Genomic DNA, 21,033 nt, shown 5'->3' on the forward strand with positions numbered 1-21,033 from the left:
TTTCAATTTAATGCTCAGGTTTTATATTTCAGATTTCACGTTCAGTATAGAACTTGAAACTCAAAACTAAAAAACTTGAAACTTTTTAAAGTCTTTGACTCATATTTTTAACCATCATTTCTTTCCATGGTCTAAAATCTCCTGCTAAGATATGTTTTCTAGCTTCACGAACCAACCACATATAGAAACCAAGATTATGTATAGTCGCGATTTGTTTTCCTAAATATTCATTAGCTGCGAATAAATGACGCAAATAAGCTTTTGTGTATTCGGTATCTACAAAAGTATGGGCCATTTCATCAATTGGAGAAAAATCAGCTTCCCATTTTTTATTTTTAATATTGATTGTTCCGTTTGCTGTAAACAACATACCGTTTCTTGCATTACGGGTTGGCATTACGCAGTCAAACATATCAATTCCCAATGCAATATTTTCTAAAATATTAATTGGCGTTCCAACTCCCATTAAATAACGTGGTTTGTCTTCTGGCAAAATTTCGCAAACCACTTCGGTCATCGCGTACATTTCTTCTGCAGGTTCTCCAACTGATAATCCACCAATTGCATTTCCTTGCTGACCAGAATTGGCAATATATTCTGCTGATTGACGACGTAAGTCTTTATAAGTACTTCCTTGCACAATCGGGAAAAAAGTTTGCTCATATCCGTATTTATACGGAACTTTATCTAAGTGACTGATGCAACGATCCAACCAGCGGTGCGTCATGTGCATAGAGCGCTGTGCGTATCTGTAATCGCATGGATAAGGCGTACATTCATCAAAAGCCATAATTATATCAGCCCCAATGGTACGCTGAATTTCCATTACATTTTCTGGCGTAAAAAAGTGATATGAACCGTCAATGTGCGATTTAAACTTCACTCCTTCTTCCTTGATTTTTCTATTATTTGAAAGAGAATATACCTGATATCCTCCAGAATCTGTCAAAATATTACGATCCCAATTCATGAATTTATGCAATCCGCCAGCTTTTTCAAGAATTTCTGTCTGCGGACGCAAATATAAATGGTAAGTATTTCCAAGAATAATATCCGGATTAATATCGTCTTTAAGTTCGCGCTGATGTACACCTTTTACAGATGCAACTGTCCCAACAGGCATAAAAATAGGCGTTTCAATTACGCCGTGATCTGTAGTAATGCTTCCCGCTCTTGCTTTTGATTGCGGATCTTTTTGTAATAAATCAAACTTCATCTGTTTCTTTTTTCTCCCGATTGTTCGGGACGGCAAAGATAGGTTAATTTGAGGAAAATTTAATTAATTAGATAATTTGTCAATTTAGAAAATTAGATAATTAGAAAACATGGCAGTTTGATAATGAGAAAATGGCAAGCAGTCCAGACGATAACGTAAAAATTGAAGCAAAACCATTATGATTTAATCTTTAATAAATTATAATTCTTAACTATCTCATAAATGTAAAATTTACAACAATCACAATCGTAAAGTGTAACATCAAACGGCATCTAATTCTTAATTTTATTATTAGTGAAAAACTAAATTAGTGTCAATTAAATTATTAGAAATCATGATAAATTCAGAAGAAAAAAATCCTGTTGATTTAGATCAAATTAAGGACGATCAAATTGAAAGAAATTTAGAAAATTTAGATTATCCAGCTAACGAAGATATTTACAATCAGGAAGACAAGTTAGAAGATATTGATCCGGAAGGAATTTCAGGAGAAAGAATCATTAATCAAGACAATAATCACGAGTGGAAACAAAACAGCGACAAACTCGGAAACGACTTAGACGTTCCAGGTTCTGAACTTGATGACGAACAGGAAGATATTGGTTCTGAGGATGAAGAAAACAATTTTTACAGCAGAGGGAATGATTAATTTGCCCTCATTTACGTTACCACCTTTTTTACCCCAAATTTGATTAAATAATTTCTCAAGTTTATTTTTGCCACAGGTTAAGCATTAAAAAGATTTAAAAATCTATGTTGCTTAACCTGTGGCAAACTTTTTATGTACTATCTACAAGATTTCAGGCTTTTTTTCGAGATTAATAAAAAAAGAACTATAATTTAACAATTCCAGCAAACTAAAGCAAAAAATCATTTGTCAGCCCGCAAAATAAAAATTACTTTTGCACCAGTTTAACTTTTACAAATAAAATGAAGCCTAACACACAACAATTAAGCGATTTAACTATCCAAGTAAGAAGAGATATTCTTCGAATGGTACATGCTGTCAACTCAGGCCACCCAGGTGGTTCTTTAGGTTGTACTGAATTTTTGGTAACACTTTACCAAAACATTATGGACCGCAAAGAAGGTTTTGATATGGACGGAATTGGAGAAGATATCTTCTTCCTTTCTAACGGACACATCTCTCCAGTATTTTATAGCGTTTTAGCACGTAGCGGTTATTTCCCTGTTTCAGAACTTGCAACTTTCAGATTGTTAAATTCTCGTTTACAAGGACACCCAACAACTCACGAAGGCTTACCTGGAGTTCGTATGGCTTCTGGTTCATTAGGACAAGGTTTATCTGTTGCTCTTGGAGCAGCTCAAGCTAAAAAACTAAATGGCGACAATCATTTAATTTACACTTTGCACGGTGATGGTGAGCTACAAGAAGGTCAAAACTGGGAAGCTATTATGTATGCTTCTGCTAAAAAAGTAGACAATCTTATTGCAACTGTAGACGTTAACGGAAAACAAATTGACGGAACAACTGACGAAGTTCTTGCAATGGGAAGCCTTCGTGCAAAATTCGAAGCTTTTGACTGGGATGTTTTAGAAATTGCTGAAGGAAATAATATCGATGCAATTATCGCTGGTTTAACAGATGCTAAATCAAGAACCGGAAAAGGAAAACCAGTTTGTATTTTACTACATACTGAAATGGGTAACGGTGTTGATTTTATGATGCACACTCATGCTTGGCACGGAAAAGCACCAAACAACGATCAGTTGGCAAGTGCTTTGGCTCAAAACTATTCTGCAGATCAAATCGACTATTAAAAAAAGCTATAAGCCTTAAGCAGTAAGTTTTACGCCTATTGCCTACAGCCTATTGCGTACAGCAAAAAGACAAAAATGAAAAAATATACAAATACAGGAAGTAAAGACACTCGTTCTGGTTTTGGAGCGGGAATGACTGAATTAGGTCAAAAAAATGAAAAAGTAGTAGCACTTTGTGCTGATTTAATTGGATCATTAAAATTTGATGATTTCAAAAAAAATCACCCAGAGCGTTTCTTCCAAATTGGAATCGCAGAAGCTAACATGATTGGTATCGCTGCAGGTTTAACAATTGGAGGAAAAATTCCATTTACAGGAACTTTCGCTAATTTCTCTACAGGAAGAGTTTACGATCAAATTCGTCAATCTGTTGCCTATTCTGATAAAAACGTAAAAATCTGCGCTTCTCACGCTGGTTTAACATTAGGAGAAGATGGAGCAACTCACCAAATTTTAGAAGATATCGGATTAATGAAAATGTTGCCAGGAATGACTGTAATCAATACTTGCGATTACAACCAGACTAAGGCTGCAACTTTAGCTTTAGCTGATCATCATGGTCCAGCTTATTTGCGTTTTGGTCGTCCGGTTGTACCTAACTTTACTCCTGCTGACGAGCCTTTCGTAATTGGAAAAGCAATTTTATTAAACGAAGGAACTGATGTAACAATTGTTGCAACAGGACACTTAGTTTGGGAAGCTCTTATCGCCGCTGAAGCTTTAGAAGCAAAAGGAATTTCTGCTGAAGTAATTAACATTCACACTATTAAACCACTTGACGAAGAAGCAATTCTTAAATCATTGGCTAAAACTAAATGTGTGGTAACGGCAGAAGAGCATAATATTCTTGGAGGTCTTGGAGAAAGCATCTCTAGAGTATTAGCTTTAAATACTCCTGCTCCGCAAGAATTTGTAGCTGTAAATGATAGTTTTGGTGAATCTGGAACTCCAGAGCAATTAATGGAAAAATACAAACTAAACAATCAAGCAATTGTTGAAGCTGTAGAAAGAGTTATCAAAAGAAAATAATTTTTGATTTTCTTACTTTATAAAAAAACCTCGAAATCACTTTCGAGGTTTTTTTATGTCTAATTTTTATTTATCATTATTTAACAGCATGATGATCTTTATCAATATGCAGTCTTAATCTGTCAGGAGTAGTATAATCGCCTCCAAAAGCAGGAATTCCGTAAGTTTCAGTCTCATCTACATTTGGTGTTTTTGGATTGTCAGAGACAGGGTTATAAGGATAATATAAACTTATTCCAGTCTTTGGAGCTCCAGTTGGTTTTGTAATTTCAAATCTAGTTGTATATCCGTCACCATCATCATCAAAATCTAAGAAATCAGCCAAACCATCTTTATCTGTATCATCGACTAAAGCTGCAGGAAGATTTGGGTAACGTGCTGTATCTCTTGCATCATACAGATAACCATCATGATTGATGTCTTCAAAATAATCAGGAATACCATCTGGAGCCGAAGTCGCTTGTCCGTTTACAATTTGGATATCGTGATCTAATCTTTGAAGCCCCAAGAGCTTAAAACTAAAAACTAAAGGCGAATAAGCAGGAATTTTATCTTTTGTATTTGCATAATAACCTAATCCTGAGGGTAAAAACATTACACCTGCACCAAAATCAGAATACGTGATTTCACCAGTAGGTGAAGGATCACTTGCTATACCGGTTCTAAACTTAGGAAAAATCTCTCCCCAGCCATCTATTACAGGAGATTCTGCATATACAAATAAATCAAAAGTACGCCCGATACCGTATGAAGTATCGAAAACTGTTCCGTTTAAAAGATTTCCTGAATAAGAAGCAGAAATTCTATCGGTATTAGTTGGAGCTTCTCCAGATCCTTCTCTTAGAACCAAATAATAAACTTTATAAGTAATATCATCATTATAAACATCTCTGGTCAACAACTTGGGAAAAGTAGCACTATTAAGATAAGACATAATAGAAGGCTGAGTTGCAGGATTTGTAATTTTACTTATAACAACATCCTGATCCTCTGGAGTACCCGGACTATTCGTAACCGTAATATAATTAGTATTTAAATATTTTACAATAGAATCATTATCTGCTTTATATTGTTCTGCATAGTCATGAACAGGAACCACTACTGGATCATCATTATCTTTATTACATGATACTATAGCAATACTTGCCAGTACTAAAATAAAATAATATTTAAATTTATTCATTATTGTTAATTTTTTAGGTGCGCAAGATACAATATTGATTTATTTTTGTAAAGAATTTAACTTTGATTTTAGAAAAATTATGAGAATCGATAAATACTTGTGGTGCGTGCGTTATTACAAGACCAGAAACATGGTAACAGAGGCTTGCAAAAAAAACCACGTTACTGTAAATGGGCAGGTTGCCAAACCTTCTAAAGAAGTTTTTCCTACTGACCGAATTACTTTTAGGAAAGATCAAATTACGCAGATTATTACCGTACTCGACATTCCAGAAAGTCGCGTGGGAGCAAAACTAGTTGATATTTACAGAAAAAATGAAACCCCCGCAGAAGCTTACGCTCATTTAGAACTTTTAAAACTGTCTAAAGAGCACTATCGCAAAAGCGGCACAGGAAGACCTACTAAAAAAGATAGAAGAGATATTGATGAATATGGAAATGAAATTTTTGATGAAGACGAGGAAAATTAAATTCCAAATTCAAACTCAAAAAATCTGAAATCTAAAATCTGAAATCTAAAATTCTAATTGTATTTTAGCAAAAAAAATAAATCATGAGCAAAAACATCATCTTAACCAATCAGGAAATCGAACACAAAATAAAACGTATTGCCTATCAAATTTACGAAACCTTTGTTGACGAAGAAGAAGTTGTAATTGCTGGAATTGCTTCTAATGGATCTGTTTTTGCCGAAAAAATTGCTTTAGCGTTAAGCAATATCTCAACACTTAAAGTTTCTCTTTGCGAAGTAAAAGTCGACAAACAGAATCCACAATTGCCAATTCAAACTTCTTTAACTAAAGAAGAGTACCAAAACAAAGGATTGGTTTTAGTTGATGACGTGTTGAACTCAGGCACAACTTTGATTTATGCTGTTCGTCATTTCTTAGACGTACCGCTAAAGAAATTCAAAACAGCGGTACTTGTAGACAGAAATCATAAAAAATACCCTGTAAAGGCCGATTTTAAAGGAATATCTCTTTCTACATCTTTATTAGAACATGTACAAGTTGTTTTTAATGAAAATGGTGATGATTATGCTTTTTTAAGCTAAGATTTCTAAAATATCCTGAACTGTTTCATCAACCGTTTTATTATCTACCGAAACTTTTTGCTGTGCATGGTTGTAATAAAAGCTTCTGTCGAATAAATGTTTTGCGATAAACTCTTTCATTTCTTCCTCCTCCATATTAGCGATCAAAGGGCGTTTGCTTTTGTTATGCACTAATCTATTATATAAAGTCTCAATTGAAGCTTTTAAATAAATCGAGATAACATCATCTCTTTTTAATAATTCATGATTATTGGCATAACATGGTGTACCACCACCCAAACCTATTATGCTTTTTTCTGAAGATTGAAGTAATTCTAAGAACATTTGGTGTTCTAATTTACGGAAATAGATTTCTCCGTGCTGTTCGAAAATTTCATTTATGGACAAATTTGCTCTTTTTTCTATGCATTTGTCTAAATCTAAAAACGGAATATTTGTAATTTTTGAAAGGTTTTGGGCAATAGTTGACTTTCCGCAACCCATATATCCTAATAATATGATTTTTTTCATTTTAATAATACCCTATAAACTAAGGCGTTGTAAATTTTGATTAAAAAAAGACAAATTTATAATAAATAAGCTTGCAAATATCAAAAATAACTCCTTATATTTGCACCCGCATTCAAGAAACGAATATGACTCGATAGCTCAGTTGGTAGAGCACATCACTTTTAATGATGGGGTCCTGGGTTCGAGCCCCAGTCGGGTCACAAATTGTGATTCACAATACAAGTTTCTTGAAAGCAATGACTCGATAGCTCAGTCGGTAGAGCACATCACTTTTAATGATGGGGTCCTGGGTTCGAGCCCCAGTCGGGTCACAAAAAGGTCGAGTATTAATTTACTTGACCTTTTTTTTGTTTGGGCCACGTGGAGAAACGGTAGACTTGCCATCTTGAGGGGGTGGTGCTCGTAAGGGCGTGTGGGTTCAAATCCCACCGTGGTCACATAAGAAAAAAACCTATTTCAAAATGAAATAGGTTTTTTTCTTTTCTATCCGCAGAATTCACATTAGAACTCTTGCGAACTACTTTTAATTAATTTTTTATTTCATCCACCTCTTTGAAACAGCAACGAAGAAAATGCTTTTACACCAGTTCTGATACATTCTTCATCAACTTCAAAATTAGGAGCATGATTCATTGCTACAATTCCTTTTTCGAAATTAGAACCTCCTAGCAAGAAATAAACTCCTGGTATTTTTTGCTGAAAATAGGCAAAATCATCATTAAAATAAGGAACCTGTCCGTAATCAATTGTTACAAATCCTTTTCCATACATATCGTCAAGTGTATTTATAGAAATGGATGTTAAATTTGGATGGTTTAAAACTGTTGGATTTTCTTTTATATACTTAACAGAAAGTACTTGAGAAGCGTAATTATTATCTCTAATTACCTGCTCAACGGTCGGAATAATATTTTTCAATCGAGCAGCATCTGTTTCATATAGTTCTGTATTTAAATAGAACACATTATTTTTAGAATAGGTTCTAAAATTTTCGTCAACAATTAAATAGTCTTTAAATATTGTGTTCGGATTCATCAATCCAATTTTAGAATCTATAATAGATTGGATTTCCCATGGCTTGCTGCCGTTATTCGACCTAACTAAAGAATTTCGAATTTTTGACGTGAGTTCTTTTACTTCTTCTCCTGACAATCTGTTTTTAAATTCTATTTCTATTTCTTTTTGGTAGGCAAACATTTCATTAGGCTTTACCATTATTTGTCCAGCCGGCAATGCCGTTATATGAAGTCCGTAAATCTCATCAAGTTTATATTTGACAAATATTTTATTCTCAATAATTCCTTTTGCTCCTTTAAATGTTTCTTCTTCTGGCTGAAAAATAAAATAAACAGTACCGTGCAATGTCTTTTTGTTTTTTTGCTAGAACTTCTGCAATTCCTAGCGCAATTGCCATATGTATATCATGTCCGCAACCATGCTGAACACCTTTTATCTTGGATTTAAAATCAGATTTATCAGGAAAGTCATTTGGCAAAGCATCCATATCGGCTCTCCAGCCAATTTTTTTACCTTTTTTAGTACCTTCTAATATACCAACGACACCATAACCGTAAATATTAGTTTCAACTTGAAGGCCTAAATCCAGTAAATATTTTTTTATTAATTCTTGTGTCCTTTTTTCTTTTCCGGCAAGTTCTGGTTTTTCATGAAAGTCTCTTCTAATTTGAACGAGCTTATCGAAAATTTTATCCGTTTCGAGTTGAATAGATTCTTGAGCAGCGATTTCATTATTTTTTTCCTGTGCATAAATAATTTGTTTTGTACAACATATATTCACAAAAAGTAATGCTAATAGAATTTGTTTATTCATTTGGAGTTTTGTTAAATATCACTTAATTACAAAACGGCTAATATAACCATATTAAAAGATAAATTATTTGGTTCTAAAGTGTTGAATAGATATATAATAACAAAACTCATTTATAATGTTTAACTCTTTAGTAAGAGTGCAGAATTCCGTACCTCCAAATAATCTTTAAACAAAACGGCAGCCTCACTATTTTTTGTATTTTTATTCCCGAACAAATTTTAATCATGAGATTTTACATCAACACAGAACATTTGACAAAGGAAATTGAATATCCTACAAGATATCAGTCTCAAAATCTAATAAAAAGTTCGGTTGTGGTTTTTCTTATTATTATAACTTTTCTTTTGCTATTCAGACCTTTTGGAGTTTATGATCCCGAACTCAAAATGCATTATTTATTGATCTGCTTTTTTCATGGCTTTGTTCCAGCATTGATTTTAGGTTCTTATTTTAAAATATTAAATTATTTCAGGAAAATACAAAATCGAAGCAATTGGACTTTACTTAAAGAATACATTCATATTGGGGTTCTTTTATTTCTAATAGGTGTATCGAGTTTTTTATTACGAGATTTACTTTATGATAATCCAAACAACTGGTCTTGGAAATATTTTTTTGAAGAAATCAGAAATTGCTTTGTGGCAGGAATATTTTTCTATTTCTTTCTCAGATTATCCAGCTTTTATTTTGAATCCAAAAAAGGTGAACCATTTGTTCTTCAATTTATTCCACTTGCGGTTGAGCCTGAAAAAACAACTTTTAAGTCCAATCTCTTTATTAGTACACAGGTAAAACAAGACGATTTTAGTCTGGATATTGATCAATTACTTTTCGCAAAAGCAGATGGTAATTATATAGAGTTAACAAAATCAAACGGCAATCAAATTAACACAGAAGTAAAGAGAATATCTTTAACTCAATTTGAAACTCAAATAAAAGATTATCCACACTTTTTTAGATGCCACAGAACCTATTTAGTAAACATGTTTAAAGTAGAAAAGGTAACCGGAAATTCACAAGGCTATCTTTTATCTTTTAATGAAACCAACATAAAAATTCCCGTTTCCAGAAAACAAATCGATAGCTTTAATAACTATTACCAAGAGCTTCGCACGAAATATATCGCTTAAACTTGTTGTTCATCACAAAAGCTAGTTATCAGTAACAAGCCTTAAAACAAAGGGTTCTTCTTGTTGTACGTTTGTCATCAATAACGCTAAACCAATTTATTATGACAACTGCAACTTTTACCGCGAATCAGGATTCGGGTACTTCAAACAAATTATTTTACATAGATAATATTAAAATCCTCTTAACAATATTAGTAATACTTCATCACATTTTTATCGCTTATAATTCTTCTGAAGGCTGGTACTATTGTGAAAAAACAAACATTGAAGGCGCCAGAATTCCGATGACAATATTAATAAGCATTAATCAGTCTTTTTTTATGGGCTTTTTCTTTTTGCTATCCGCTTATTTTACAGACGCATCTTATGATAGAAAAGGAGCTGCGAAATTTATTAAGGATCGTCTCATCAGATTAGGCATTCCGCTTCTCTTCTATTCTTTTATTCTTTCTCCGTTTTTAAGCTATTTGGTAAATTACTTTGCAAAAGAAGAACACATCACATTTCTACAATATCTTTCTGGTTACAATGATTACGAAACTGGCGTAACATGGTTTATCGCCGCATTATTGCTGTTCGCGTTAATTTATGCCACAATGAAAAGTCTTTTTAAAATTAATTACAAAAGTTCCTTAGCTGTACCAAAAACCAGCAGTATATTATTATTTGCAGTATTATTGGGGATTATTAGTTTTGTTGTGCGAATTGTATTTCCTGTTGGATGGGTGCTCAAACCAATTGGTTTTCAATTTGGGCATTTTCCGCAATACATTTCACTGTTTATAATTGGCCTTATTGCAAAAAAGAACAACTGGTTCGACAAACTAACAGAGCGTACAGGAAAACAACTGACTTTATCAGCTTGGTTATGTTTATTATTTTTTCCTCTATTTTTTATAATCAAACAGAAATTAAACATGCCAGTTTCTTGGTATTGTGGCGGTTTTCACTGGCAATCTTTATTATACGCGGTCTGGGAACAATGGATTGGTCTTTCTATCCTAACAGCTTTATTAGTTAAAGGAAAAAGAAAATGGAATACTTCATCAACATTACTTTGCAAACTATCCCGTTCTAGTTTTGCAGTATATATTTTTCATCCGCTGGCAATTGTTGCTTTTACATTAGCTTTAAGAAACTGGGAAGTTGATTCTGCAATAAAACTTTTAATTGCAGCTCCTTTGGCAATTTTAGGCAGTTTTTTATTTGGATCAATGCTGGTATTAATTCCTGGAGTCAAAAAAATAATTTAAAAAAACTTCTATACTCAAGCCTTATGGTACAAAGAATAAACAATTCTTTGTACCATTTTTTATTACAGCCTTTTAGATATTTTTAAAAAATATAGTAAAAAAATTTGTGTAGTTAAATAACTACATATAAATTTGTAGCCAAATAACTTCACAATGAATTTAAGAAGAGATGTATTTCAAGCCATAGCAGATCCAACAAGAAGAGCTATATTATTGCTGGTAACTTCGCAATCTATGACCGCAGGTGCTATTGCATCTAACTTTGACACGGCGCGACCAACTGTGTCCAAGCATTTGAAAATATTAACCGAGTGCGAATTGTTACAACAAACACAGAATGGCAGAGAGGTTCACTACAATATCAATGCTAAAAAAATGAGAGAAGTAGCTGATTTTATTGAGCCTTTCAGAAAAATGTGGGACGACCGATTTAACAAACTTGAATCAATTATGAAAAACTACAAACCCGAAAACTAAATCAAAATGGAACAAAAGACAAAAATAGACGCAGAAAATGGGAAGCAAGAAATTGTAATTACAAGAGATTTTGATCTTCCGGCAGCCTTACTTTTTAAAGCATACATTGAACCAAGCATAGTTGAACAATGGATGGGAACAAAAGTACTCAAACTTGAAAACAAGAAACACGGAGGCTATCAATTTGAAACAAGCGATCCTAAAGGAAATGTGGTATTTCAGGCGAACGGTGTTATTCATGAATATATTCCAAACCAAAAAATCACACGAACATTTGAAATGGAAAATTCTCCATTTGCTGTTCAGTTAGAATTTTTAGAATTTGAAACATTAACAGAAAACACCAGCAGACTCAAAATGCATGTGGTATACAAATCAATTGCTCTTAGAGATCAAATGCTGCAATTACCATTTGCTCAAGGCATAAATATGGCTCACAATCGCCTACAAGATATCGTTAGTAAACTAAAATAAGAATCATGACAAAGAGAAACAAAATTATCTATTGGATTGCAACCGCTTGGCTTTCATTAGGAATGCTGTCAACCGGAATTGTACAATTACTACAACTAAAGGAAGAAAAAGAAATGATGGCACATTTGGGTTATCCACTTTACTTTCTAACAATATTAGGCGTTTGGAAAATTCTTGGCGTAATCGCAGTTCTTATTCCAAAATTTCCCTTATTGAAAGAATGGGCCTATGCAGGTTTCTTTTTTGCTATGTCTGGCGCTATATTTTCGCACTTTGCAATTGGCGATGGAGTAAAAGAATATTTTGGGCCCACTTTATTGCTAATTCTTACTGTACTTTCATGGTATTTTAGACCTGAAAATAGAAAAACAATTTCGGTTTAACTTTAAAAATAGTTACAATGAATCCTAAAGTTGATTTTTATTTTAACAAAGACCAAAAGTGGCAAGAAGAATTGGAGCAATTAAGAACCATCGCTCTTGATTGCCAGTTAACAGAAGAATTAAAATGGGGAAATCCTTGCTACATGTATCAAAAAGGCAATATTGTTTTAATTCATGCCTTTAAAGAGTATTGTGCCTTTTTATTTTTTAAAGGTGCGCTACTAAAAGACACAAATGGAATTATGATTCAGCAAACAGAAAATGTGCAAGCTGCTAGACAAATTAGATTTACCGACGTTAAAGAAATTATTGAATTAAAAGACGTTTTAAAAAGGTATATCTATGAAGCGATCGAAATTGAAAAAGCAGGCTTAAAAGTCGATTTAAAAAAGACAACAGAATTTGCAGTTTCTGAAGAATTTCAAAAGAAACTTGATGAAGATTTTAAATTAAAAAAAGCTTTTGAAAGTCTAACGCCAGGACGTCAAAGAGCTTACTTGCTTCATTTTTCGCAGCCTAAACAATCTAAAACGAGAGAATCAAGAGTCGAGAAATATATCCCGCTAATTCTTGACGGAAAAGGATTAAATGATTAATTTTAATTCACCCCTCTAAAAAAAGCAAACAACATGAGCTTCATAAAAAACAAGTTGACACAAGAAGAGCAGGAAGAAATCATCAGTATTTTGAAAGCTCGTTTTGAAAAAAACATGAGCCGTCATAAAGGTATTGAATGGTCTAAAGTAGAAAAAAAACTGCAATCTCATACAGAGAAACTTTGGTCATTGCTTCAAATGGAAAAAACGGAAGGCGAGCCTGATGTGGTTGGATATGATGAAAAAAAAGATGAATACATTTTTTTTGATTGCGTGGCCGAAAGTCCAAAAGCAAGAAGAAGTCTTTGTTATGATCGAAAAGCGCTTGATTCAAGAAAAGAAAACAAACCCAAAAACAGTGCAATTGATTTGGCTGAAGAAATGGGAATTGAAATCTTGACAGAAGAACAATATCGCGAATTACAGCAACTGGGAAATTTTGATACTAAAACCTCGAGCTGGATTGCCACACCTTCTAACATTCGAAAATTAGGAGGCGCGCTGTTTTCAGATTTTCGTTACGACACTGTTTTTGTATATCATAATGGAGCAGAATCTTATTATGCTGCAAGGGGATTTCGCGGTTCTTTAAGAGTTTAATTTTATTTGAATTTGGGCAAATAATTTATATTATATTTAAAATTAATCAAGATTATTTCACAAAAAGAACTTCTCTTACAAATAAAACTTTGCTAAATTCGTTTCAGAATTAATTAACACATCAACCTAATCCCAAATTAGTTTATGAAACACCTACTATTAGCATCATTTATTATGATTACCTGCTCTACCTGGGCGCAATCTGCAACGGCTTATTTTGACAAAGCCATGAAAAAAGCCGAAGCCGGCAACACAAAAGGCGCCATCGCTGATTATACTAAAGCCATCGGCATGAATTCAAAATTTGTTGAAGCCTACCAAAACAGAGGTGTTGCAAAATTTAAAATCAACGACTTAAAAGGTGCGTTGGCAGATTTTAGCAAAACCATCGAATTAGACGACATGAATGCAGATGCCTTTACGGGAAGAGCAAACGTAAATTACAAATTGATGAACTTTAAAGAAACTATCGAAGACTGCACTGCTTCATTAGGTTTAAATCCGAAAGATTATATTGCCTACAATCTTAGAGCTTTGGCATATAATAAAATTGGAGACAAAAAAAATGCCTGCAGCGATTTCTCTAAAGCAATCGAATTAGGAAGTCAGAGTGCGATTAAAAACAGGGCTACTTTTTGCAAATAAACTGATTTTACAATTAAAAATAACTAAAAAGCAATCTTTAAACTAGCTGTTTACAGGTTGCTTTTTTATTAAAAACCCAACCACAATTTCCTATTAAAGATATCCTTACATTTGTCATTCAAATTTAATTTCGATGGCACTTCTTAAAAAAATAAACAACAACGCTCAAACCGATAAAAACTCTGGATTCGGGACAAATGCAGGCAGTTATGGCGGGAGATTCGTAAATAAAAACGGAACCCCAAATATCGAAAAAAGAGGTATGAATATACTTCGACGCATTAGCTGGTATCATACCATGATCGATATGCCTAATTGGAAATTCATGTTGATACTTTTTACTTTTTACATCGTAATCAATTTTATTTTCGCTGTTATTTACTATGCAATCGGAATTCAACATCTCGACGGAATCGCACAATCGCAAAGTGTATTGACTCAATTTGGGCAAGCTTATTTTTTTAGTGCACAAACTTTTACAACTGTTGGTTACGGCCATATAAGTCCAACCGGATTTTTAACAAGCGCTTTGTCTTCGGCGGAAGCCTTAATTGGTTTATTGAGCTTTGCTATTGCAACAGGTTTATTTTTTGGAAGATTCAGCAAGCCAACCGCTTTCCTGAAGTTTTCGCACAATGCCTTAATCTCGCCTTACGGAGAAAATAAAGGCCTAATGATACGTCTTGTTCCTTTTAAAAATACCAATTTTACAGATGCAAAAGCAAAAGTTACATTAGGAATGAGTGTTGAAGAAAACGGCGTAAGAACAAACAAATTCTACAATTTAGAACTCGAATTAGATCGAATTAATGCACTTTCTTTAAGCTGGACACTAGTTCATCCTATAACAGAACAAAGTCCTTTATACAATTTTACTGAAGAAGACTTTAAAAAAATACATGGCGAAATTTTAGTTTTCATTACCACTTTTGATGATTTGTATAGCAACACTGTTGCAGCCCGAACTTCTTATACTTTTAGTGAGATTATTTATGGCGCAAAATTCGTAACAATGTACAATAGAAGCAAGGATGGCACTAAAACGATTTTGTATTTAGATAAATTAAATCAGTATGATACTACAAACCTCGAATAATCGACCATTTTTAGTAAGTTTTAAGGGTTATTTCAGATTTTATTTTATTTTTGTTTATTCAATAATAACAAATGGTGAACAATATAAAAACGGTCTTTAGCATTAAAGATCTTGAAAACTTATCTGGCATAAAAGCTCATACAATCAGAATATGGGAAAAAAGATATAATATTCTTGAGCCCATGCGAACTGATACTAATATCAGACTCTATAATTTACAAAACTTACAAAAGCTTTTAAACATAACATTATTACACGAATACGGTTATAAAATATCTAAAATAGCTACTTATCCTGATGATAAAATTCCGCAATTAGTTAGAGAAATTATCTCGAAGAAAAATTCTCAAAACTACGCCATTACTTCATTTAAGATGGCAATGATGAATTTTGACCAAGAATTGTTTTTCACCACTTTTGATTGGCTGATTTCTGAAAAAAGCTTTAAAGAAGTTTTCAAAGATCACTTTTTGCCGTTATTAAAAGAGTTAGGATTATTGTGGCAATCTGAAACGATAACTCCTGCAAATGAGCACTTCATGAGCCATTTGATCAAGCAGAAGATTTTAATTTATACCGAAAGCCTTCAAATATTAAAGCCAACTAAAACAGATCGATTATTTGTACTTTCCTTGCCATTAAATGAAATTCATCAAATTGGATTATTATATCTGCAATACGAAATTTTATCTAAAGGATACAAAACCATCTATTTAGGCGAAAGTATGCCGATAGAAAATTTACAGGATCTTACGCGTCATTTTGAGAACATTACTTTCGTTTCTTTTATGACTGTACAGCCAGATCGTAGTGTTATCAATCAATACGTTAAGACTATGGCACAAAAATTACTTCTAAAAAACAACGAAATTTGGCTTATGGGCAACATGGTAGAACATATTGATCAAGCTAATTTGCCAGACAGAATACGAATTTTTGATTCTATGGAAGAAACAATAGAACAAATCTAATATTTTTGTTTAAAGTTTTTGTACATTTGTTAAACAGATGACAAAAACAAAAACAATAGCAATAATAGGATCAGGCTTCTCAGCTTTAGCCGCTTCATGTTACTTGGCTCAGCAAGGCAACAAGGTGACTATCTATGAAAAAAATGATAGTATTGGCGGTAGAGCCAGACAATTTAAAAAAGACGGATTTACATTTGACATGGGACCAAGCTGGTATTGGATGCCCGATGTTTTTGAACGTTTTTTTCAGGATTTTAACAAAAAAACATCCGATTATTATGAACTCGTAAAATTGAATCCAGCCTATCGGGTTTATTTTGGCGTTGACGATTTCATTAACATTTACGACAATTTAGAGGAAATCAAGTCTACTTTTGAAAGTATTGAAGAAGGAAGCGGTAAACAGTTAGAAACCTTTATCAATCAAGCCAAAAGCAATTATGATATTGCGATCAAAGATTTAGTTTATCGCCCTGGGGTTTCGGCGCTAGAATTAGTCACTCTCGAAACTACTTTAAAACTTGGTCAATTTTTTAGCAACGTAAGTACTGATATCCGCAAGAAGTTCAAAAATGAAAAACTGATTCAGATTCTTGAATTTCCAGTCTTATTTTTGGGAGCAAAACCTACCAAAACACCTTCATTTTACAATTTTATGAATTATGCCGATTTTGGCTTAGGCACTTGGCATCCTAAAACCGGTATGTTTGATGTTGTTCGCGGTATGGAAAAACTAGCTCGTGAATTAGGCGTTTCAATTGAAACCAATTCGGCAATAGAAAAAATAATTGTCGAAAACAAAACGGCAACTGGAATTGTTATCAACGGAAAAATCATCAGTGCAGATATTATCTTAAGCGGTGCTGATTATCATCATACAGAAACTTTACTTGAAAAATCAGACAGAGCTTACTCTGAAAAATATTGGGATAGCCGTGTTTTTGCACCTTCTTCTCTCCTATTTTTCGTGGGCTTTAATAAAAAAATAGAAAACATAACGCATCATGCACTGTTTTTCGATGTTGATTTTAATCAGCATGCAGCAGATATTTATGATAAACCAAAATGGCCAGAGTCTCCGTTATTTTACGCCAATTTTCCCTCTAAAACAGACATAACTGCTGCGCCGGAAGGTATGGAAAGCGGTTTCTTTTTGATTCCGTTAGCACCGGGAATAACAGACAGTGAATCGCTTCGAGAAGAATATTTCGAAAAAATTATCACTCGTTTTGAAGCACTTACACAACAAAAAATTAAAAATAGTATTATATTTAATAGATCATTCTGTAAAAATGATTTTGTATCCGATTATAACGCGTACAAAGGAAATGCCTACGGAATGGCAAATACCTTATTACAAACTGCTTTTTTAAGACCGAAATTAAAAAGCAAAAAAGTAAAGAATTTATACTTCACAGGGCAACTAACCGTTCCTGGACCAGGGGTTCCGCCTGCTTTAATTTCGGGAAAATTGGTTGCTGAGTTAATTCAAAAATCTTAGATCTTAAAAAAATGAAATCACTATTCGACGCCGTTTCTTCTAAATGCAGTAAGCTTGTTACACAGCACTACAGCACCTCATTTTCGCTAGCAGTAAAGATGTTGTCGCCAAGTATTCGCGATGCTATTTACAGCATATATGGTTTTGTCCGCTTTGCAGATGAAATTGTAGATTCGTTTCATGAATACGACAAAGAAAGTCTCATAAACGATTTTGAAAAAGAGTTTTATAAAGCGATGGAACTTGGAATCAGCCTTAATCCGATTCTGAACTCTTTTCAGCACACTGTAAAAGAATACAATATTACAGATGATATGATTCAGGCTTTTTTAAAAAGTATGAAACTCGATCTTATAAAATCAACTTATAATACACAAACTGAATATGAAGATTATATCTACGGTTCTGCAGATGTTGTTGGCTTGATGTGCTTGAAAGTTTTCGTTTCAGGAAAAGATCATAAATACGAACAGCTTAAAAACGAAGCAATGCGTCTAGGATCTGCTTTTCAGAAAGTGAATTTTTTAAGAGATTTAAAAGATGATAATTTGGTTTTAAACCGAAATTATTTTCCAGGAGTCGATTTGAATTCTTTTGATGAAAATGCAAAAACAGCCATTATCAATGAAATCGAAGAAGATTTTAGAATTGCATATCAAGGAATTGTAAAACTTCCTATCGAAGCTAAATTTGGCGTTTATACTGCTTTTGTTTATTATAAAAAATTACTGAAAAAGCTAAAAAATACACCTTATTACGAAATTGGAACTTCTAGAATCAGAGTTTCAAATTATACTAAAGCAGGACTTTTAGCGCAATCTTTTGTAACTTACAAATTGAAGCTGGTTTAGATTTCCTAATTCTTTAGCTCTAAATACTAAATACTTTTTTGAGTCAATCTTTTATAATTTAAAGGTAAGCTCATCATATTTTAAATAATAATTTTAATATTTCAACAAATAAAAAAAAATGATTTCTTTCTTAATCTTTTTAGGTGTTTTTCTGTTCATGGAATGTGTTACATGGCTCACGCACAAATACATTATGCACGGGCTTATGTGGTATTTTCACGCTGATCATCATCAGCCTAAGTACGAGCATACTTTTGAGCGCAACGACGTTTTCTTTGTAATCTTTGCGGTTCCGAGCATCGTGCTGTTTTATTTTGGAGTTCAAGGCGGATTTAATTATTGGTTTTTTGTTGCTTGTGGCATAACAACTTACGGAATATGCTACTTTTTAATTCATGACGTTTTGATTCATCAGCGTTTTAAATGGTTTAAAAACACTAAAAACAAATACCTTATTGGGTTGCGAAAAGCACATAAAATTCACCACAAACATTTAGGAAAAGAGCATGGAGAATGCTTCGGAATGTTATTTGTTCCTTTCAAATATTACAAAATGTAAATTTACTTTATGAAAGTATATAAAATAGAAGCTGTACAGCATATCAATGCCAGTATTGAAGAATGCTGGGATTTTTTTTCAAGCCCAAATAACCTTCAAACCATAACTCTTGACAATATGAGTTTTGAGATTCAAGATTTTGACGGCAAGCGCATGTATCCTGGTCAAATTATTACATACACATTAAAACCTCTTTTAGGAATAAAAATAAACTGGGTAACGATCATAACTGTTTCAAAAGAAAATCAATACTTTATAGATGAGCAGCGTTTTGGTCCTTACGCTTTATGGCATCATAAACATTTTTTTGAGCCTGTCGCAAACGGAACAAAAATGGTAGATATTGTGCATTATGCTTTGCCTTTTTGGTATTTAGGCCGACTTATGAATGCTTTAATTGTAAAAAGAAAATTAAAAGCCATTTTTGAATATCGCCACAATAAGATTGAAGAATTATTCAATTTGAAATAAGTTCTGCTAAAGATTTCACAGCTTAATACAAATCATTAAACGTTTTTATTCTAATAGAAATCTCTGGCAACACAACAAAATTTCAAAAGCAGAAATTAATATAATGACAAAACAAAAAGTTACTTTTTTCTGGTTTAGACGTGATTTGCGTTTAGAAGATAATACTGGATTATTTCATGCCTTAAACTCTGAATTTCCTGTAGTTCCATTATTCATTTTTGATGAAGATATTCTAGAAAACCTTCCTAAAAACGATGCACGGGTAAGTTTTATTTATGATTCCCTTCAAAAAATAAATACTGAACTTGTTGGAATTGACTCTTCTCTTTTAATTAAAAAAGGAAAAACAATTGATGTTTGGAAATCGCTATTAGAAGAATTTGATATTCAGAAAATCTTCTTCAATAAGGATTACGAACCATATGCTATTGAACGCGATTTAGCAATTTCTTCTTTAGTAAAAAAAAATAATATTGAAACTTTTTCATTTAAAGATCATGTAATTTTTGAAGAAAAAGAAATCACAAAAGCAGACGGACTGCCTTACACGATTTACACACCATATAAAAACAAATGGCTCGAGAAATATCATTTCTCTGAACAAGCTCCAGAATATGATACCAAACCTTACTTTGCAAATTTTGCAAAAAATCAATTTAGATTTCCCGAATTAGTTGAAATTGGTTTTGAAAGAAGTTTAATAAAAGTGCTTCCACACAACTTAACTCACATTTCAAATTATAAAGAAACGAGAGATTTTCCAGCTTTAGACAGCACTTCTTATCTGTCTCCTCATTTGCGTTTCGGAACTGTCAGTATCCGAAAATTAGTCAATTGGGCGAACAAGAAAAATCAAACTTTTTTAAGCGAATTGATTTGGAGAGAATTTTTTATTCAGATTCTTTTCAGTTTTCCAAATTGTGTTAATCACAATTTTAAATCAGCTTACGACGGCATCCAATGGCGAAATAACGAAGACGATTTTAAACGATGGTGTTCTGGCACAACAGGTTACCCAATGGTCGATGCCGGAATGCGTCAGCTCAATGAAACCGGATACATGCACAATCGCGTGCGAATGGTAGTAGCAAGTTTTTTATGCAAACATTTGCTAATTAACTGGCAATGGGGCGAAGCGTATTTTGCAGAAAAATTACTAGATTTTGAATTGGCCTCAAACGTAGGAAACTGGCAATGGGCAGCTGGAACGGGTTGTGATGCTGCGCCCTATTTCAGAGTTTTTAATCCTGAAATTCAACTAAAGAAATTTGACCAAAAAGGAATCTACATCCGCAAATGGATTCCAGAATTTGATTTAGGATATAATGAACCAATGATCGACCATGCCTTTGCAAGAGATCGCGCTATTGCTACTTATAAGGCTGGAATTTTGAAATAAATTCCAAAATTTTAAATTCCAAA

Annotated in this window: 23 protein-coding genes, 3 tRNA genes and 1 pseudogene; 23 read left to right on the forward strand and 4 right to left on the reverse strand. The window is 33.1% G+C overall.

The features are described from left to right. Positions 1-85: 85 nt before the first annotated feature. Positions 86-1,216: a tRNA guanosine(34) transglycosylase Tgt gene (gene tgt / locus IR010_RS08795; protein ID WP_029272372.1), complete on the reverse strand. Its 1,131-nt coding sequence runs from the start codon at positions 1,214-1,216 to the stop codon at positions 86-88. Between the two features lie 334 nt (positions 1,217-1,550). On the opposite strand from tgt, the gene IR010_RS08800 reads away from it, so the two are divergent. From IR010_RS08800 to IR010_RS08810, 3 genes are all read left to right on the forward strand, one after another. Further along, the gene (locus IR010_RS08800; RefSeq protein WP_194568321.1) at positions 1,551-1,865 is read left to right on the forward strand and encodes a hypothetical protein; all 315 of its coding nucleotides are present in this window, start codon (positions 1,551-1,553) and stop codon (positions 1,863-1,865) included. 281 nt (positions 1,866-2,146) lie between these two features. Further along, positions 2,147-2,998: a transketolase gene (locus tag IR010_RS08805; protein WP_029272370.1), complete on the forward strand. Its 852-nt coding sequence runs from the start codon at positions 2,147-2,149 to the stop codon at positions 2,996-2,998. Positions 2,999-3,073: 75 nt separating this feature from the next. Beyond that, entirely contained in the window at positions 3,074-4,027 is a 954-nt protein-coding gene (locus IR010_RS08810) for a transketolase family protein (protein ID WP_029272369.1), read from the forward strand. Between the two features lie 76 nt (positions 4,028-4,103). Here the strand turns inward: IR010_RS08810 and IR010_RS08815 are convergent, their stop codons facing one another. Then, the gene (locus IR010_RS08815; protein ID WP_194603130.1) at positions 4,104-5,210 is read right to left on the reverse strand and encodes an FKBP-type peptidyl-prolyl cis-trans isomerase; all 1,107 of its coding nucleotides are present in this window, start codon (positions 5,208-5,210) and stop codon (positions 4,104-4,106) included. Positions 5,211-5,289: 79 nt separating this feature from the next. Between IR010_RS08815 and IR010_RS08820 the strand changes: the two genes are divergently transcribed. Together IR010_RS08820 and IR010_RS08825 are read left to right on the forward strand one after the other, a co-directional pair. Next, positions 5,290-5,679 (forward strand): RNA-binding S4 domain-containing protein, encoded by a 390-nt coding sequence (locus IR010_RS08820; protein ID WP_029272367.1) that lies wholly within the window; start codon positions 5,290-5,292, stop codon positions 5,677-5,679. An 83-nt stretch (positions 5,680-5,762) separates the two neighbouring features. After that, positions 5,763-6,263: a phosphoribosyltransferase domain-containing protein gene (locus IR010_RS08825; RefSeq protein ID WP_029272366.1), complete on the forward strand. Its 501-nt coding sequence runs from the start codon at positions 5,763-5,765 to the stop codon at positions 6,261-6,263. Here IR010_RS08825 and IR010_RS08830 read toward each other — a convergent pair. Continuing rightward, positions 6,255-6,773: a shikimate kinase gene (locus IR010_RS08830; protein ID WP_194568325.1), complete on the reverse strand. Its 519-nt coding sequence runs from the start codon at positions 6,771-6,773 to the stop codon at positions 6,255-6,257. The two genes, IR010_RS08825 and IR010_RS08830, sit on opposite strands and share 9 nt — an antisense overlap. Before the next feature lie 127 nt (positions 6,774-6,900). Between IR010_RS08830 and IR010_RS08835 the strand changes: the two genes are divergently transcribed. From IR010_RS08835 to IR010_RS08845, 3 genes are all read left to right on the forward strand, one after another. Continuing rightward, positions 6,901-6,973, forward strand: a tRNA-Lys gene (locus tag IR010_RS08835). A 38-nt stretch (positions 6,974-7,011) separates the two neighbouring features. Further along, positions 7,012-7,084, forward strand: a tRNA-Lys gene (locus tag IR010_RS08840). 43 nt (positions 7,085-7,127) lie between these two features. Continuing rightward, positions 7,128-7,210: transfer RNA gene (locus IR010_RS08845), tRNA-Leu, on the forward strand. 103 nt (positions 7,211-7,313) lie between these two features. On the opposite strand, the pseudogene IR010_RS08850 reads toward IR010_RS08845, so the two are convergent. Next, positions 7,314-8,604 (reverse strand): annotated as a pseudogene (locus IR010_RS08850) (M20 metallopeptidase family protein). A 224-nt stretch (positions 8,605-8,828) separates the two neighbouring features. Here IR010_RS08850 and IR010_RS08855 point away from each other — a divergent pair. The 15 genes from IR010_RS08855 to IR010_RS08925 all read left to right on the forward strand — a co-directional run bounded on the left by IR010_RS08855 (position 8,829) and on the right by IR010_RS08925 (position 21,010). Next, entirely contained in the window at positions 8,829-9,734 is a 906-nt protein-coding gene (locus tag IR010_RS08855) for a LytTR family transcriptional regulator DNA-binding domain-containing protein (protein ID WP_194568329.1), read from the forward strand. Between the two features lie 101 nt (positions 9,735-9,835). Next, entirely contained in the window at positions 9,836-10,987 is a 1,152-nt protein-coding gene (locus IR010_RS08860; protein WP_194603132.1) for an acyltransferase family protein, read from the forward strand. 153 nt (positions 10,988-11,140) lie between these two features. Continuing rightward, positions 11,141-11,464 (forward strand): ArsR/SmtB family transcription factor, encoded by a 324-nt coding sequence (locus tag IR010_RS08865; protein ID WP_194568333.1) that lies wholly within the window; start codon positions 11,141-11,143, stop codon positions 11,462-11,464. Positions 11,465-11,470: 6 nt separating this feature from the next. Next, on the forward strand, positions 11,471-11,938 hold the full coding sequence (locus tag IR010_RS08870; RefSeq protein ID WP_194568335.1) for an SRPBCC domain-containing protein: 468 nt from the start codon (positions 11,471-11,473) through the stop codon (positions 11,936-11,938). 5 nt (positions 11,939-11,943) lie between these two features. After that, positions 11,944-12,321 carry a DoxX family protein gene (locus IR010_RS08875; protein WP_194603135.1) on the forward strand — a complete coding sequence of 126 codons (378 nt, stop codon included), beginning with the start codon at positions 11,944-11,946 and terminating at the stop codon, positions 12,319-12,321. 17 nt (positions 12,322-12,338) lie between these two features. Continuing rightward, the gene (locus tag IR010_RS08880) at positions 12,339-12,917 is read left to right on the forward strand and encodes a YdeI/OmpD-associated family protein (protein WP_194603138.1); all 579 of its coding nucleotides are present in this window, start codon (positions 12,339-12,341) and stop codon (positions 12,915-12,917) included. Between the two features lie 33 nt (positions 12,918-12,950). Next, positions 12,951-13,517, forward strand: a complete 567-nt coding sequence (locus IR010_RS08885; protein ID WP_029272357.1) for a DUF4256 domain-containing protein — start codon at positions 12,951-12,953, stop codon at positions 13,515-13,517. 144 nt (positions 13,518-13,661) lie between these two features. Next, positions 13,662-14,162, forward strand: coding sequence for a tetratricopeptide repeat protein (locus tag IR010_RS08890; RefSeq protein ID WP_029272356.1), 501 nt, complete (start codon positions 13,662-13,664; stop codon positions 14,160-14,162). A gap of 133 nt (positions 14,163-14,295) precedes the next feature. Next, a complete protein-coding gene (locus IR010_RS08895; protein WP_029272355.1) occupies positions 14,296-15,258 on the forward strand; it encodes an ion channel in 963 nt (320 codons plus the stop codon). 71 nt (positions 15,259-15,329) lie between these two features. Beyond that, positions 15,330-16,229 (forward strand): MerR family transcriptional regulator, encoded by a 900-nt coding sequence (locus tag IR010_RS08900; RefSeq protein ID WP_029272354.1) that lies wholly within the window; start codon positions 15,330-15,332, stop codon positions 16,227-16,229. 37 nt (positions 16,230-16,266) lie between these two features. Then, entirely contained in the window at positions 16,267-17,730 is a 1,464-nt protein-coding gene (locus tag IR010_RS08905) for a phytoene desaturase family protein (RefSeq protein ID WP_194568343.1), read from the forward strand. A gap of 11 nt (positions 17,731-17,741) precedes the next feature. Continuing rightward, positions 17,742-18,581 carry a phytoene/squalene synthase family protein gene (locus tag IR010_RS08910; RefSeq protein ID WP_194568345.1) on the forward strand — a complete coding sequence of 280 codons (840 nt, stop codon included), beginning with the start codon at positions 17,742-17,744 and terminating at the stop codon, positions 18,579-18,581. A gap of 118 nt (positions 18,582-18,699) precedes the next feature. Beyond that, complete coding sequence (locus IR010_RS08915; RefSeq protein WP_194568354.1) at positions 18,700-19,140, forward strand: sterol desaturase family protein; 441 nt, start codon at positions 18,700-18,702, stop codon at positions 19,138-19,140. Positions 19,141-19,149: 9 nt separating this feature from the next. Continuing rightward, the gene (locus tag IR010_RS08920) at positions 19,150-19,611 is read left to right on the forward strand and encodes an SRPBCC family protein (RefSeq protein ID WP_194568356.1); all 462 of its coding nucleotides are present in this window, start codon (positions 19,150-19,152) and stop codon (positions 19,609-19,611) included. A 103-nt stretch (positions 19,612-19,714) separates the two neighbouring features. Next, on the forward strand, positions 19,715-21,010 hold the full coding sequence (locus IR010_RS08925) for a cryptochrome/photolyase family protein (protein WP_194603141.1): 1,296 nt from the start codon (positions 19,715-19,717) through the stop codon (positions 21,008-21,010). Positions 21,011-21,033: the final 23 nt, after the last annotated feature.

It is taken from the genome of Flavobacterium sp. MR2016-29 (assembly GCF_015350695.1).
Lineage (GTDB): Bacteria > Bacteroidota > Bacteroidia > Flavobacteriales > Flavobacteriaceae > Flavobacterium.

What these genes read in the sequence shown, in the direction of transcription:
- tgt (WP_029272372.1), bottom strand. Translation starts at nt 1,216, where the DNA reads ATGAAGTTTGATTTATTACAAAAAGATCCGCAATCAAAAGCAAGAGCG.
- IR010_RS08800 (WP_194568321.1), top strand. Translation starts at nt 1,551, where the DNA reads ATGATAAATTCAGAAGAAAAAAATCCTGTTGATTTAGATCAAATTAAG.
- IR010_RS08805 (WP_029272370.1), top strand. Translation starts at nt 2,147, where the DNA reads ATGAAGCCTAACACACAACAATTAAGCGATTTAACTATCCAAGTAAGA.
- IR010_RS08810 (WP_029272369.1), top strand. Translation starts at nt 3,074, where the DNA reads ATGAAAAAATATACAAATACAGGAAGTAAAGACACTCGTTCTGGTTTT.
- IR010_RS08815 (WP_194603130.1), bottom strand. Translation starts at nt 5,210, where the DNA reads ATGAATAAATTTAAATATTATTTTATTTTAGTACTGGCAAGTATTGCT.
- IR010_RS08820 (WP_029272367.1), top strand. Translation starts at nt 5,290, where the DNA reads ATGAGAATCGATAAATACTTGTGGTGCGTGCGTTATTACAAGACCAGA.
- IR010_RS08825 (WP_029272366.1), top strand. Translation starts at nt 5,763, where the DNA reads ATGAGCAAAAACATCATCTTAACCAATCAGGAAATCGAACACAAAATA.
- IR010_RS08830 (WP_194568325.1), bottom strand. Translation starts at nt 6,773, where the DNA reads ATGAAAAAAATCATATTATTAGGATATATGGGTTGCGGAAAGTCAACT.
- IR010_RS08855 (WP_194568329.1), top strand. Translation starts at nt 8,829, where the DNA reads ATGAGATTTTACATCAACACAGAACATTTGACAAAGGAAATTGAATAT.
- IR010_RS08860 (WP_194603132.1), top strand. Translation starts at nt 9,836, where the DNA reads ATGACAACTGCAACTTTTACCGCGAATCAGGATTCGGGTACTTCAAAC.
- IR010_RS08865 (WP_194568333.1), top strand. Translation starts at nt 11,141, where the DNA reads ATGAATTTAAGAAGAGATGTATTTCAAGCCATAGCAGATCCAACAAGA.
- IR010_RS08870 (WP_194568335.1), top strand. Translation starts at nt 11,471, where the DNA reads ATGGAACAAAAGACAAAAATAGACGCAGAAAATGGGAAGCAAGAAATT.
- IR010_RS08875 (WP_194603135.1), top strand. Translation starts at nt 11,944, where the DNA reads ATGACAAAGAGAAACAAAATTATCTATTGGATTGCAACCGCTTGGCTT.
- IR010_RS08880 (WP_194603138.1), top strand. Translation starts at nt 12,339, where the DNA reads ATGAATCCTAAAGTTGATTTTTATTTTAACAAAGACCAAAAGTGGCAA.
- IR010_RS08885 (WP_029272357.1), top strand. Translation starts at nt 12,951, where the DNA reads ATGAGCTTCATAAAAAACAAGTTGACACAAGAAGAGCAGGAAGAAATC.
- IR010_RS08890 (WP_029272356.1), top strand. Translation starts at nt 13,662, where the DNA reads ATGAAACACCTACTATTAGCATCATTTATTATGATTACCTGCTCTACC.
- IR010_RS08895 (WP_029272355.1), top strand. Translation starts at nt 14,296, where the DNA reads ATGGCACTTCTTAAAAAAATAAACAACAACGCTCAAACCGATAAAAAC.
- IR010_RS08900 (WP_029272354.1), top strand. Translation starts at nt 15,330, where the DNA reads ATGGTGAACAATATAAAAACGGTCTTTAGCATTAAAGATCTTGAAAAC.
- IR010_RS08905 (WP_194568343.1), top strand. Translation starts at nt 16,267, where the DNA reads ATGACAAAAACAAAAACAATAGCAATAATAGGATCAGGCTTCTCAGCT.
- IR010_RS08910 (WP_194568345.1), top strand. Translation starts at nt 17,742, where the DNA reads ATGAAATCACTATTCGACGCCGTTTCTTCTAAATGCAGTAAGCTTGTT.
- IR010_RS08915 (WP_194568354.1), top strand. Translation starts at nt 18,700, where the DNA reads ATGATTTCTTTCTTAATCTTTTTAGGTGTTTTTCTGTTCATGGAATGT.
- IR010_RS08920 (WP_194568356.1), top strand. Translation starts at nt 19,150, where the DNA reads ATGAAAGTATATAAAATAGAAGCTGTACAGCATATCAATGCCAGTATT.
- IR010_RS08925 (WP_194603141.1), top strand. Translation starts at nt 19,715, where the DNA reads ATGACAAAACAAAAAGTTACTTTTTTCTGGTTTAGACGTGATTTGCGT.